The organism is Salinisphaera sp. C84B14, assembly GCF_040361435.1.
Classification (GTDB): domain Bacteria; phylum Pseudomonadota; class Gammaproteobacteria; order Nevskiales; family Salinisphaeraceae; genus Salinisphaera.
The window spans coordinates 69,980-83,402 of the sequence record NZ_APNL01000001.1; the positions used below are offsets into that span (position 1 = coordinate 69,980).

8 protein-coding genes are annotated in these 13,423 nt (G+C 62.7%); 6 read left to right on the forward strand and 2 right to left on the reverse strand.

Annotated features, from left to right (window positions below; all coding sequences use genetic code 11):
* Nucleotides 1-92 precede the first annotated feature (92 nt).
* Nucleotides 93-1,391, forward strand: a complete 1,299-nt coding sequence (locus C84B14_RS00345) for a DUF2254 domain-containing protein (protein ID WP_353221385.1) — start codon at nucleotides 93-95, stop codon at nucleotides 1,389-1,391.
* Nucleotide 1,392: 1 nt separating this feature from the next.
* Here C84B14_RS00345 and C84B14_RS00350 read toward each other — a convergent pair whose 3' ends face one another.
* Nucleotides 1,393-2,415 (reverse strand): alpha/beta fold hydrolase, encoded by a 1,023-nt coding sequence (locus tag C84B14_RS00350; RefSeq protein WP_353221386.1) that lies wholly within the window; start codon nucleotides 2,413-2,415, stop codon nucleotides 1,393-1,395.
* A 158-nt stretch (nucleotides 2,416-2,573) separates the two neighbouring features.
* On the opposite strand from C84B14_RS00350, the gene glnT reads away from it, so the two are divergent.
* The 3 genes from glnT to C84B14_RS00365 all read left to right on the forward strand — a co-directional run bounded on the left by glnT (nucleotide 2,574) and on the right by C84B14_RS00365 (nucleotide 5,765).
* Complete coding sequence (gene glnT, locus C84B14_RS00355) at nucleotides 2,574-3,932, forward strand: type III glutamate--ammonia ligase (protein WP_353221387.1); 1,359 nt, start codon at nucleotides 2,574-2,576, stop codon at nucleotides 3,930-3,932.
* Between the two features lie 68 nt (nucleotides 3,933-4,000).
* Nucleotides 4,001-5,053, forward strand: coding sequence for a putative urea ABC transporter substrate-binding protein (locus tag C84B14_RS00360; RefSeq protein ID WP_353221388.1), 1,053 nt, complete (start codon nucleotides 4,001-4,003; stop codon nucleotides 5,051-5,053).
* 94 nt (nucleotides 5,054-5,147) lie between these two features.
* Nucleotides 5,148-5,765: a TetR family transcriptional regulator gene (locus C84B14_RS00365; RefSeq protein ID WP_353221389.1), complete on the forward strand. Its 618-nt coding sequence runs from the start codon at nucleotides 5,148-5,150 to the stop codon at nucleotides 5,763-5,765.
* 84 nt (nucleotides 5,766-5,849) lie between these two features.
* Here the strand turns inward: C84B14_RS00365 and C84B14_RS00370 are convergent, their stop codons facing one another.
* On the reverse strand, nucleotides 5,850-7,199 hold the full coding sequence (locus C84B14_RS00370) for a DAPG hydrolase family protein (RefSeq protein WP_353221390.1): 1,350 nt from the start codon (nucleotides 7,197-7,199) through the stop codon (nucleotides 5,850-5,852).
* A gap of 388 nt (nucleotides 7,200-7,587) precedes the next feature.
* Here C84B14_RS00370 and C84B14_RS00375 point away from each other — a divergent pair, with 388 nt between their 5' ends.
* Both C84B14_RS00375 and ybiO read left to right on the forward strand, forming a co-directional pair.
* Complete coding sequence (locus tag C84B14_RS00375) at nucleotides 7,588-10,317, forward strand: DUF8508 domain-containing protein (protein ID WP_353221391.1); 2,730 nt, start codon at nucleotides 7,588-7,590, stop codon at nucleotides 10,315-10,317.
* Nucleotides 10,318-10,809: 492 nt separating this feature from the next.
* Nucleotides 10,810-13,155: a mechanosensitive channel protein gene (gene ybiO, locus C84B14_RS00380; protein WP_353221392.1), complete on the forward strand. Its 2,346-nt coding sequence runs from the start codon at nucleotides 10,810-10,812 to the stop codon at nucleotides 13,153-13,155.
* Nucleotides 13,156-13,423 lie beyond the last annotated feature (268 nt).

Genomic DNA, 13,423 nt, shown 5'->3' on the forward strand with positions numbered 1-13,423 from the left:
TTCGCACGGCGGCCCTTTTTTGTGGGCGCGGCGTTGGCCCGGCAGGCGGTCGGTCTGGCTACAATGCGCGTTTTGTTTTCGAGCGCTGATCGATGCGTATCCGTCTGGCCGAGTTCATGGAGCTGGCCCGCTCCAGTTTCTGGTTTCTTCCGAGCGTGATGATGCTGGTGGGCGTTCTGCTGTTCAGCATTACGCTCGGCCTGGATCGCAGCGACGTTGCCGCAGCATGGCTGACCGAGGTGCTGTATTCCGGCGGCGTCGAGAACGCGGTCTATCTGCTGCAGACATTGACCGGTGCGATGGTGGCGATCGCCACGGTCGTGTTTTCCACGCTCATGCTGGTATTGACGCTGGCGACCAGCCAGTTCGGTCATCGGCTCATTCGCAGCTTCATGCGCGATCGCGCCAACCAGACGGTGCTGGGCATCTTTCTGAGCACGTTCGTGTACTGCATGCTCGTGTTTCATATGGTGGGTAACGACCCGGCCAACCAGTTCGTGCCCGCGCTGTCGGTCACCGTTGGCTTTGCGCTGTCGTTGTTCGCCAGCTGTACGCTTATTTATTTCGCCCATCATATGGCGCAGCTGATCGCCGCTCCGCAGGTGCTGGAAGCGGTGGCGGTCGAACTCGACGACGTCATTGATCGGCTCTATCCGGAGCGCGCGCCGACGCCGGCCGATGAGCGATTCACCGTATCGAGCGGCGTGTGGGTTCATGCGCCCCGGGCCGGCTATGTTCAGTCGGTGGGGCTTGACGGCGTTGTCGCGATCGCCCGCAAATACGAAATCGCGATCGAATCGGTTGTCGGCTACGGCGATTATGTACTGGCCGGTGCACCTATCGCCCGTTGGCAGGGCAGCCAGAGCGAATCGCCCGAGGCGCTGACACAGAAGATCGCCGGCGAATACCTGATCGGCGACAGCCGCATGAGCGACCGTGATTTACTGTTCGCGATCAATCAGGTGGCAGAAATTGCGGTACGGGCGCTGTCGCCGGCGTTGAACAACCCCTATACGGCGGTGGACTGTATCAATCGGCTGGGTGCGTCGCTGGCCGAAGTGGCCCGTCGGCCGGTGCCGTCGCCGCTGCATGGCGACGATGACAGGTCGCGGTTTCTACTGCGCCTGCCCGACTTCGAAGCGGCGTTGGACGCTGCCTTCACGCCGATCCGCAACTACGGCCGGGGCAGCGTCCTGGCCAGCCGACAAATGCTGCGCATTCTGGCTCGCATGAGCGCGCTCGCCCATCGGGAGCCCGACCGTGCCGCGCTGCGACGTCATGCCCAGGTCGTGCGCGATGCGGCGCATAGCGCGCTGCAGGAGCGCCACGATATCGACGATATCGAGCGCGAATTCGAGCGCGCCCTGGAGGCCTTGCGACAGCCCGCCTGAATCAGGCGCCGGGCTCGAGCAGGGTCCGCATGGCCGCGAAAATCGCCTGCATTGATGGCGCCTCGTAACCCGGCCCGCCGGCGCAGTGGCCGTAATCCGAGGCCAGCACGCGGCATGTCCCGGCCGCGATCTGGGCGACGTCGGCCGCGGCATCCTCTGCGGTGAAGTAAAGGTCGGTAGCGCAGGGCATGGCGATGGTGGGCGCGCTGATGCGCTCGAGTGCGGCGGTCGTATCGCCGGCAAAGCCCGGCATGCGGGCGATATCGCCCTGCTGCCAGGTATCGAGCATGGCCAGCAGGTCGTAGGGGTGAGCGCGCAGATGATCGGCCTCCCAGTGTGCGACCAGGTCCGCGACGCTGTCGAAGCCGAGCCCGCGATAACCACCGTCGCGAAAGAAACGCTGCGAATAGGCCCAGCCCGCATACACGCGGGCGAAGGCCCGCAGCCCGCGCTCAGGAAAGCCGCCGGCGGCAAGGGCCGGGTCGGCCTCCAGCGCTGCCTTGATCCCGTCCAGGAACAGTGCGTTATGCGGATAGCATCTCGCCGTGGCACATATCGCCAGCACCGCACCCACGCGCTGCGGATACAGTGCGCCCCATTGCAGTGCCTGCATGCCGCCCATCGACCAGCCGGCGACAAGCCGGGGGCAGGCGTCGTCGAACTGTGCCTCGATCAGCCGCCGCTGGGCGCGCACGTTATCGGCCAGGGTGACCTGCGGAAAGGCTGAATCGCCCTGGCCGGGGCCGGCGTTGCTGGGGGAAGACGATTCGCCGTTGCCGAACAGCGCCGGCACCAGAATGCAGTAGTCGGTACCGGCCAGCGGGCTATCCGGGCTGTCGGCCCAGCGATGGTTGGCCTGCATCGCACCGCCATAGTGCGTTGGCAGCACCACGAGGTTATCGGCGGCGCTATTTAGCGTGCCGCGGCTGTGATAGGCGAGGCGAGCATCGCGCAGCACCGTGCCGCTGTCGAGCACAAAATCGCCGACTGGGAAGCTGTCTTCATGCCATTGTTCTAGCTGCATTTTATGCGTACCGCGTCGAGAATCGTTGAAGCTGGTTACCGATTAAATATACAGGCTGGCATGTATATTGTAAGTGCTTTGGTGAGCGCGGCGATGCTGCGCTGGATGGTCGGCAGTCTCGTACTGCCCGTTCTACAGACAAACCAAGGATTGATTCGATGACTAATAGGGTGGACACGGCCTCGCTGCAGGCGAGTCTTGCAGAACAGGGCGTGAAGTACGCGATGGCCAGCTATGTGGATATCCATGGCTGTGTCAAAGGCAAGTTCGTGCCGCTCGACCATCTGGACAACATGTTCGCGGGCAGCGAGTTGTATACGGGCGCGGCGCTGGACGGCGTGCCACAGGATATTTCCGATAACGAAGTGGCGGCCATGCCGGACCCGGCGTCGGCCACGGTCTGCCCCTGGGATACACGCCTGGCGTGGTTTGCCGGCGATCTGCACCTGGACGGCGCGCCGTTCGAAGCCTGCTCGCGCAGCATTCTAAAGCGACAGCTGGATCGCGCCCGGGCGATGGGATTCACTTTCAATCTCGGCATCGAAACCGAGTTCTTTTTGTTTCGGGAAACCGAAGACGGCGGCTTCGCGCCGCTGAGCGAACGCGATTCGCTGGCCAAGCCCTGCTACGACCCGCGCGGTCTGATCGACAACCTGCCGATCATCGATGAACTTGTCGACGCCATGAACGGCCTCGGTTGGGACGTCTATTCCTTCGACCATGAAGACGCCAACGGCCAGTTCGAGACCGATTTCAAATTCGCCGATGCGCTGACCATGTCGGATCGCTTCGTGTTCTTTCGCATGATGGCCAACGAAATCGCCCGCAAGCACGGCGGGTTCGCGAGCTTCATGCCCAAGCCGTATTCCGACAAGACCGGCAGCGGGGCGCACTACAACATGTCGCTGGCCGATGCTGAAACCGGCGAAAACCTGTTTGCGCCGGACAAGGGCGACCCCTACGGCTGTGGCGTATCCGAGCTGGGTTATCAGTTCATTGCCGGCGTGCTCAAGCACGCGCGAGCCATCAGCGCCGTGATCGCGCCTACCGTCAACAGCTACAAGCGCCTGGTGCGCCAGGGCAGCATGTCGGGCTCGACCTGGGCGCCGGTGTTTGCCTGCTACGGCAACAACAACCGTACCAACATGATCCGCATCCCCGGCGTGGGCTCGCGCGTGGAATGCCGTGCGGCGGATATTGCATGTAATCCCTATCTCGGGGCCGCGCTGGTATTGGCGGCCGGGCTCGAAGGCATCGAGAACGCCATGGATGCCGGCGAGCCGCATCGCGAAAACATGTATCGCTACAGCGATGCCGAGATCGACGACATGGGCGTGACCATGCTGCCGCGCACGCTCGGCGAAGCGATTACCGATTTCGAGGCCGACCCGCTGGCACGTGCGGTCTTTGGCGACCGCATGTTCGATGCCTATGTCGATTTCAAACGCAGCGAGTGGGAGAGCTATCACACCGCCGTATCGAACTGGGAGATCGAGCGTTATCTGAAGTTGTTCTAAGCCGTTGCTATTGAAACTACCGAACCACGAACCGGGAGACCGTACCGATGAACGTCAAGAGATCACTGATGCTCGCTGTTACAGCGATTGCACTTGCGAGCGCGAGCCTGGGTAGTGCCCAAGCCGCCGAAAAACGCGATTCGTTTCGAATCGCCTGGACCATCTATGCCGGCTGGATTCCCTGGGACTATGTGAAGACCTCCGGGATCATGGATAAATGGGCCGACAAGTACGATATCGATGTCGAGATCGTACAGATCAACGACTACATCGAGTCGATCAACCAGTACACCACCGGTCAGTTCGATGGGGTGGTGGCCACCAGCATGGATGCCTTGTCGATCCCTGCGGCTTCCGGCGTGGATACCACGGCCCTGATCGTGGGTGACTATTCCAACGGCAATGACGGCATCGTCTCCAAGGACGCCAAGTCGGTCGCCGAGCTCGAAGGCAAGACGATCAATCTGGTGCAGCTGTCGGTATCGCACTATCTGCTGGCGCGCGCGCTGGAAGAGAACGGCCTGTCCGAACCGGACGTCAACCTGGTCAATACCTCGGACGCCGATATCGTGGCGGCGTTTCAAGGCAATACGGTGCGCACGGTGGTGACCTGGAATCCGCTGCTGAGCACGGTCGCCGAAACCCCCGGCTCGCACGCAATTTTCGACTCCAGCCAGATTCCGGGCCATATCAAGGATCTGACGCTGGTGAACACCGACACGCTCGAAGCCAACCCGGCGCTGGGCAAGGCCCTGGTGGGCGCCTGGTACGAGATGATGACCGACCTCGGTGCGGATACCGCCAAGGGTCGCGAGGTGCGTGCCTACCTGGGTGAAGCCTCCGGCACCGATCGCGCCGGTTATGAAGCACAGCTCGACGGCATGAAGATGTTCTACACCCCAGAGAAGGCCATCGAGTTCATTTCCAGCGAACAGGCCTACGAGGCGATGGATAGCGTGCGCCAGTTCTCGTTCGAAAAAGGCCTGCTGGGTGAGGGCGCGGCCACCGCCGATTTCGTGGGCATCGAATTCCCGGGTGGCCGTGTTCTCGGCGACGAGAACAACGTCAATCTGCGCTTTGATACCAGCTACATGCAGATGGCGGCCGACGACGCGCTCTAGAACAGCGCCGGTTGGCGGCGAGTCAGTCGGGCGGTCGGCCGAGTAGCCGATCGCCCGTCTTGCGCGCGTCGTCCGCACTGTCGATCATAATACGATGAGACGTACTCCCGAACAGGCCGAACAGACCCGGCTCAAAGTGATCGATGCGGGCCTGCGGCTGTTCAGCCAGTACGGCTATTCGGGCACGACACTGGCCATGATTGCCAAGGACGCCGGCATGAGCCGCGGTCCGATCTACTGGCATTTCAAGAACAAGGACGAGCTGTTCGAGGCGGTCATTGCCTATTCGCAGACGCCGCTACAGGGGCTTGTCGATGCCGCGCGCGCCGATACGCCCGACCCGGTTGCGCGTATGAGCGCCTTTATTGGAGGCTGGTTCGATCTGCTGGTCGAAGACAAACGCCATCGCCAGTCGTTCGAAATCCTCATGAACAAGACCGAGCTCACCCAGCGCATGGCCCGTACGGTGCGCCGCGAGCGCGAGCTCACCCGTTCGATCATCGCCCTGTTTGAAACGCTGATTGCCGAGGCCCGTGAGCAGAACGCGCTGCCGGCAGGTGACCCCGCGCCGGCGCTGGCGCTGCAGACCTACACCTTCCTCATGGGCGTGACCCAGACCTGGCTGTTCTCGCCGCGGCTGTTTTCGCTACGACAGCAGAAGGACTACTTCCACCGCAAATGCATGGCGTCGCTGTCCATGAGCGCCGATTAGCCGCATCCGATCCACCTGGCCGCGGCGTTCCACTTCCGGCGTCATACCCGGCCCGCCGATTGCGGGCTGTTTCTGCGCGCAGCGCTAGGGTGTCAACCCCAGCCACTCGCTGCGATACAGACGCGGCAGGAAGTAGGGCATGGTCTGAAATTCGCGTAGCGCATGACGGCCGAGGTCTTCACCGAAGCTTGGCTGCGGAATCAGCACGCCGGCGAAGATGGTGAACACCGTATCGAGAATGACGCCGTCGTGGGCATCGTTCCAGCGCCACTGGTGGATCAGCTTGTTCGCGGGAAAGGGGGCAGGCGACAGCGGTATGTCCACGGGCAGCGAGACGCCCTGGACCTGCTGAAAGCTCTGTGGCTCGGCCAGGGAGTTGAAGAAATAGGGGCGCGGCTGTTCGATGGGGACCGGGGCAGGTGAAACCTCGGGGTCGACGCCTTCGATGCGCAGCGTGATCAGCGCATTGCCGATGAACTCGCGCACGATCTGGACCGCGCCGATATCGTATTGCAGGTCGCGCTCGCGTGGCGCGACTTCCCACTCGAAGCGGTCGTGGTCGATCGGCTGCCACAGGCGGTAGCGGGCCAGATTGTCGATATGGTCCCACCACCAGGCGAGCATGTCGGGCGTAATGCCCTTGATCTGCTGATTCACGATCACGCGAAACGTCAGGCTCGAAAACTCGATCGGCGTGACTTCAACGCTGCCGCGCGTTAGCACCACGTCGTCGTAGAACTTGCGATCGAAGCGGTCGGTCAGGAAGCTGCCTGTGCCTTCGAGCAATCGGCGCAGCCACAGGCCGTATGCGTGGGCGAGCTTTGTATCGCCCGCGGTGGTCAGCTCCAGCGAAAACGCCGTATGGGTCAAGGAGTCGCCGGCCGGCTGGTAGCGCAGCAGCACGTCGATCGGTGCGCCGTCGTCGATGGTTACGGTCATTGCAAGAAAGCTGAATGGCCGGTCACCGAGGTAGTTGCTGGGGTCGACCCGGCCGCGCGCGCTGTCGGGCGAGCGATAGCGAGATGTGACGCTGCGTCGGCGACCATCGAGCCAGATGGATTGTTTGAAGGACGCCCGGCTTTCGTAGCCCAGCTCGTTCGGCTGGGCCGGGGCATCGATCCACTCGAAATCGCGCGACTGGCGGTTGGCGCGCCGCAATGAGCGCTGGCTCAAGTTATTCCAGAACCAGCTGAATGCTTCCGGGCGGACGTCTTTGACGACGAAGAACATCTGTTCATCGACGTTCGGGCTCGAGGCGAGGCCGGAAAACGGGTTATCAATATGTTTGCGCGCGGGGTCATCGGTCGCCAGGGCAGCGGCGCAGGCCAGTACAAGCGACGGTAGCAGCAAGCCGGCAAGCCCACGTCGAATACCGTGGCGACGCGCGCCAAACCATTCAAAAGCGGAAAGAAATTTTTTCCATGCGGTTTGCATGTCATCCTCCGTTTTATCGTTCTAATATTTTTATCTGTAAAAATCTAGGACGTTGGCCTAGGGGCGTCAAGCGTTGCGCGTGGCCCGCGCTCGCCGTCAAGACGGTTGTTTGCAGCCGGCTTTATCGATCCGGCACCAAAACATGGGACTGCGTCGGCTGTTTTTAACGCCGTCACGGCCGTTGGCATTGGCGCGCATGCCTTCCCGGGGTCGGTCATCCATTTGAAAGACCCTTTATTGAATGGTCTATTTCTGGGCCGGGGTCACAATGCCAGCTCGGTGCCGGCACAGATAACGCCAACGCTGTCATCACTCGGCGATATCGACGACCGCAAACTGACATCTGTTGCAGGCATGCTCAGTGGATCGATTATTGAACGGGAAATTCATGCCACGCTCTATTTCCTCGCTGCGCGCGCTTGCTCTTCTGAGCGCCGCCGTCTGCGCTTCGATTGCAACCGGCGCTTTTGCGCAGCCTTCGATTCTCATTAATGAAATCGATGCCGATACGCCCGGTACCGATAGCGCCGAGTTCGTCGAATTGACCGACGGCGGCGTCGGCAATACGGCGCTGGATGGTCTGGTGCTGGTCTTCTACAACGGCAGCAACGACCAGAGCTATGCCGCCTTTGATCTCGACGGCACGGTCACTTCAAGCGACGGTTATTACCTGCTGGGCAATTCGGGCTTACCGGGGGTAGGCACCGTATTCGCCGGCAACGGCCTGCAGAACGGTCAGGATGCCGTCGCGTTGTACGCGGGCGAGGCGGCGGATTTCCCCAACGGCACGCCGGTGACTACCGATAATCTGATCGATGCCGTGGTCTATGGTACCGGCGACAGCGACGATCCCGAGCTGGCCGTATTGCTGGCCGACGGGGCGCCGCAGCTGGATGAAGACGTTAACGGCAACAAGGACAACGAGTCGCTGCAGCGCAGCCCGGACAGCAGCGGTACCGGCCGCGATACGAGCACGTTCGTGGCGGCCGCGCCGACGCCGAATGCGGCCACCGGCAGTACGCCTTCTACCGGCATGCCCGACAACGGCGACGGCATTCCGGACAACGCGCTCACCGGCCTGCGTATCTACGATATTCAGGGCGCGGGCCATTTGTCGCCGCAGCGCGGTAATGCGGTCGCCGGCGTGCCGGGCGTTGTCACTGCGGTCACCCGCCACAGCTTCTATCTGCAGGACCCGGACGGCGACGGTAAGGATGCCACCAGCGATGCGCTCCTGGTGTTCACCGGTGGCGAACCCACGCGGCGCGACGGTGCGCCGGTCGCGGTGGGCGACGTGGTGGAAGTCGCGGGCCAGGTGACCGAATTCTATCCGGGCGGGGTGCAGAGCAATAATCTTCCGACGACCCAGATTGTGACCGGCGACGATGGCAGTACCCGCCTTCTCGCCGATCCGACCTCGGTTTTCAATATGACCGAGATCACGCCCGTCACCATCGGCCAGGGCGGCCGGCAGGCACCGACTGCCATCATCGATAACGATACCGATGGCAATGTCGCCACCAGCGACACCACGGTGTTCGATCCGGACGAAGACGGCCTCGATTTCTACGAAAGCCTGGAAGGCATGCGCGTACGCGTGAATCAGGCCATGGCGGTCGGTCCGACCAGCGGCTTCGGCGAGATCTTCGTGGTCCCGGACGCCGGCGCGAACGCGACCGGCATCAACGCCCGCGGCGGTATTACCCTGGTCGAGCAGGGTGATCTCGTCGACTACAACCCCGAACGCATCCAGATCGACGATACGCTGCTCGACGGCGACATGCCGGTGGTGGATACCGGGGCGTTGTTCACCCAGGTGGTGGGGGTGCTGGGTTACGGCTTCGGCAACTTCGAAATACTGCCGGATACGCTGGACGCACCGCAGCCTTCCAATCTCAACCGTAGCGGCGTGGGCGTGGTCGCCCGTGGCGATACGCTCAGCGTGGCCGGTTATAACGTCGAGAACCTCGACCCGAACGACGAAGACGGCGATACCGATGTTGCCGACGGCAAGTTCGAGGCCATCGCGGACCAGATCGTCGAACGACTGGGTTCGCCGGACATCATTGGCCTGCAGGAAGTGCAGGACAACGACGGCTCTGCCGGCAGCTCGGCACCAGAAGGTGGGTCGACTGCCGACCTGATCGTCGCCGCCGATCAGACGCTGCAGCGCCTGGCCGATGCCATCGCGGCCGCGGGCGGTCCGCGCTATGCCTATACCGAGGTCGTGCCCGAGCCGTTGGCCGACGGCGGCCAGCCGGGCGGCAATATTCGGGTGGCCTATCTCTACGATCCCAGCCGCGTGAGTCTGGTCGAGGGTAGCGAGGGCGCCGGCGACGCCACCACCGCGACCCGGGTTTCGGCCGACAACGAAGGCCGACTCACGCTAACGCTCAACCCGGGGCGGGTTCAGCCCAACGATCCGGCCTTCAAAGACAGCCGCAAGCCGGTCGCCGCGCTGTTCGATTTCCGCGGCCAGCGCGTGCTGCTGGTCAACAACCACTTCGCCTCCAAGGGCGGCAGTTCGCCGCTGTTTGGCGCCCTCCAGCCCTACGAAAACGGGTCCGCGGACCAGCGCAGCGCGCAGGCCGCGGTGGTCAACGCCTTCGTCGACGAGGCACTGGCCGCGGTGCCGGATGCACGCATCGGGCTGCTCGGCGACTTCAACGAGTTTGGCTTCCTGGCGCCGATGCAGGTGCTCACCGGTGCCAATGAATCGGCCGCGGTGGTATCGGACCTGCTGGATAAACTCGACGCGACCGCGCGCTACAGCTATGTGTTCGAGGGCAACTCGCAGGCGCTGGATCACTTCTTTGTCACCCCGGCGCTGGCCGCCGGGGCCAGTGTTCAGGTCGCGCACGTTAACGCCGAATTCGCCGACCAGGTCAGCGACCACGACCCGATCGTGGCCAGTTTCGACGTGAGCGAAGACGAATCGCAAAACGACGACAGTGACACCGATACCAACAGCGGCAACGATGACGAGACGTCGGCCCAGGTCAACAACGACGGCTCCAGCGGTGGCTGTACGCTCGGCAACGGTCGCGATGCAGGGCTACCATTGTTGCTCCTCGCAGCGCTCCTGACTCTGATCTGGCGCCAACGCCGCAGGACATAGCGCACGGCTAGGCACCAGAGAACGCGAGGGCGTATATCGTCCTCGCTTGCGGATGGTTTTCGTAGGCTGCGTGGCCTGCGCGATGGGCGAAACGGGCGCTGCGCTATGCGCATCCAACGCGGTGGCCCGGCGTTATTCGCTTGCTGCGCTGGCTATCCGGATGGGCTGGTATTCCCAGATTTCGGCTCGAGCGGATCGGGCGGCGAATCGCTCCGAGCGCAGAAACGACGCCTTTTCCGCTTGCGCTGGCTCGCTCGAACCGGCGCGTCCGGCGAGGCTGCTCGACGCGCTACGGCGAACAATGTCATTTGTCACATGCAGCCGCTGCATTCATTATACGCCGTGAATTAAGGCTGGCTGGCGCGCTTTCGGCTGCGGTAACGGCCATTACGTCCTGCTGTTCCTGCCAAGGAAAGACATCTTATGAATCGAGTTGGTGTTTCGCGGTCCGCGTCGGACGCCCTGCGAATATTGGTTCTGTTTTTTGCTCTGATGGCGACCGTCATTGCGCCCCAGGCGCTGGCCCAGCAGAGCGACGCGCCGAGCGGCGACAACGCCAGCGAGGTGCTGCCGCTAACCCAGCTTGCGGATCTGCTCGAAAACGACGAATCCCGCGCTAAGATTGTCGATCAGTTGCGTCAGGCCGCGCAGGCCGGTGAGGGCCAGAACGCGGATAGCCCGCTGCCGGCGCCGCCCGAGACAGGCGATGACCCGGCACTGGGCAAAGCCGGCGACGGGGCCGGCGCCGAGCAGGCCGCTGCCAGCGAAGAGCGTGTCTCCTTTGCCCGCCAGTTTGCCCAGACCACCGCGGCCTGGGCAGAAGTCATCGGCGAGCGGGTATCGGCAACCTGGACGATGCTGACCTCGCTGGACGAAGACCGCGGCCCTGGGCCGGAATTCGATATGTCGGCGTTCGTGACCGCGCTGACGACCTTTGCCCTGGTCGCGGTTGCGACCGTGGCCTCGTTCTTCGTGCTGCGGTTTCTGGCCGGCACCCTGTTTTCGGCCATCGGCCGCTTTTCCCAACGCGCCGAAACCGGCGCGGGTGTACTCATTCGGCGCGGCACGGCGATCGTACTCGCCCTGATCGTGGATATTGTCGTGGTGCTGCTGGCCTGCGGTGCCGGCTATCTGGCCGGGCTCTATGCCTTCGGTGAAGCCGGCAGTATCGGTACCCGCGAGTCGCTTTTCATCAATGCATTCGCGCTCGTCGAGCTCACCAAGGTCGCCATTCGTGCGGTGTTCGCGGCGCGCTACGACAGTCTGCGGCTGATCAACATTCCCAGCACCGTGGCCCACTGGTGGAGCATTCGGCTGCGCTGGTTCGTGGGCATTATCGGCTACGGCCTGCTGGTGCTGGTGCCGATCATCAACGTCCAGCTGTCGTTCTTCCTGGGCGCGGTGGTGAGCTTTTTGCTGATGGGCGGCGCGTATATCTATGCGCTGGCCGTTATCTTCAAGAACCGCCAGTTGTTCAACGAGCGCCTGGAACGCATGTCGGAAAATGCGTCGATCGGTTTCTTCGGGGTGCTGTTCCGACTCATGTCGAAGCTGTGGGTGATTCTGGCCGTGGCCTATTTCACCACCCTGTTCGTTTCCAGCCAGGTCGACCCGACCAATGCGCTGCCGTTCATGCTTTCGGCCACGCTCGAAACGCTGGTGGCGGCCGCGGTGGCCCTGGGTATTTCCGGGCTGCTGTCGAAGGCGATCGGCAAGCGCCTGACCTTCTCGGACAATGTACGCAGCAAGCTGCCCATGCTCGAGGCACGGGTGAATTCCTACGTGCCGACAGCGCTCAAGGTCATTCGGGTACTGATCCTGGTCGCCTTCGCGCTGGTCGTGGCCAACGCCTGGGACCTGTTCGATCTCGGCGCATGGCTGGCCTCCGACGTGGGTCTGCGCACGGTATCGACACTCACGCGGGTGGCCATCGTTCTGCTTGCGGCAGCGCTGTTGTGGCTGATCGCCGCGAGCATCATCGAGCACCGGCTCAACCCGAATACCGGCACCGGCAAGCCCAGCGCGCGTCAGGAAACGCTGCTGGAGCTGTTCCGCAACGCGCTCGCGATCGTGATCATCACCATGACGCTGATGATCTCGCTATCCCAGATAGGCGTCGATATCGGGCCGCTGATTGCTGGCGCCGGTGTACTCGGTCTGGCCATCGGTTTCGGTGCCCAGAAGCTGGTGCAGGACATCATCACCGGCGTGTTCATTCAGCTGGAAAACGCGATGAACACCGGCGACGTGGTGACCGTGGGCGGTATCACGGGTACCGCGGAACGACTCACCATTCGGTCGGTGGGTATTCGCGATCTGGACGGTTCCTACCATATCGTGCCGTTCTCGTCGGCGAGCACGGTCACCAACTACCAGCGTGACTTTGCCTACTTCCGTACCGAGTACGGCATCGGCTATCGCGAGGATATCGACAACGCCGTGTATCACCTGCGCGAGGCGTTCGAAGAACTCAAGGCCGACGAGAACGTCAGCGGCAACATCCTCGAGGACATGACCGTCCCCGGGGTCACGGCGCTGGCCGACAGCTCGGTCAATATCCGTATCATGATCAAGACCAAGCCCGGCACCCAGTGGGGCGTGGGGCGTGCCTTCAATCGCCTGGTCAAGATGCACTTCGACCGTGCCGGTATCGAGATTCCGTTCCCGCACCAGACGCTTTACTTTGGCGAGGATCGGGACGGCAAGGCACCGCCCGCCAATCTGCGCATTATCGATGCGGGTGTGGAAGATCGCTCCGACGATTCGCAGCGTAAACAGCGTCGCAAGGGCGATGACGCCGCGCCCGAGGAAACGGGCGACGCGCCAGGGGACACCTAGCGAGGCGCTTGGCGAGCAAATAGCCCGTGGCTGAATAAGCCACGGGCTATTTTTTTGGCATGAAGGCTTGTTCGTGCTGGGTCGATGAACCCTTCGGCAGCTGAGGGGCGTGTCTCCGCTGCTGTATTCGGGCGGGTGCACGACAGCAAGAGCCGCTGCGCTCGGTTGCGCGAATCGAGGGCGGACGGTTCGTTTCTGCGCATAAATTAGCCGCTGGTGTGACAGCACTGTGACGACCGGCGTTTGCGTCGACTATGCGCGGTTTGTC

Excerpts from the sequence above, each read along its gene's own strand:
- C84B14_RS00345 (WP_353221385.1), top strand. The coding sequence starts at position 93 with ATGCGTATCCGTCTGGCCGAGTTCATGGAGCTGGCCCGCTCCAGTTTC.
- C84B14_RS00350 (WP_353221386.1), bottom strand. The coding sequence starts at position 2,415 with ATGCAGCTAGAACAATGGCATGAAGACAGCTTCCCAGTCGGCGATTTT.
- glnT (WP_353221387.1), top strand. The coding sequence starts at position 2,574 with ATGACTAATAGGGTGGACACGGCCTCGCTGCAGGCGAGTCTTGCAGAA.
- C84B14_RS00360 (WP_353221388.1), top strand. The coding sequence starts at position 4,001 with ATGCTCGCTGTTACAGCGATTGCACTTGCGAGCGCGAGCCTGGGTAGT.
- C84B14_RS00365 (WP_353221389.1), top strand. The coding sequence starts at position 5,148 with ATGAGACGTACTCCCGAACAGGCCGAACAGACCCGGCTCAAAGTGATC.
- C84B14_RS00370 (WP_353221390.1), bottom strand. The coding sequence starts at position 7,199 with ATGCAAACCGCATGGAAAAAATTTCTTTCCGCTTTTGAATGGTTTGGC.
- C84B14_RS00375 (WP_353221391.1), top strand. The coding sequence starts at position 7,588 with ATGCCACGCTCTATTTCCTCGCTGCGCGCGCTTGCTCTTCTGAGCGCC.
- ybiO (WP_353221392.1), top strand. The coding sequence starts at position 10,810 with ATGGCGACCGTCATTGCGCCCCAGGCGCTGGCCCAGCAGAGCGACGCG.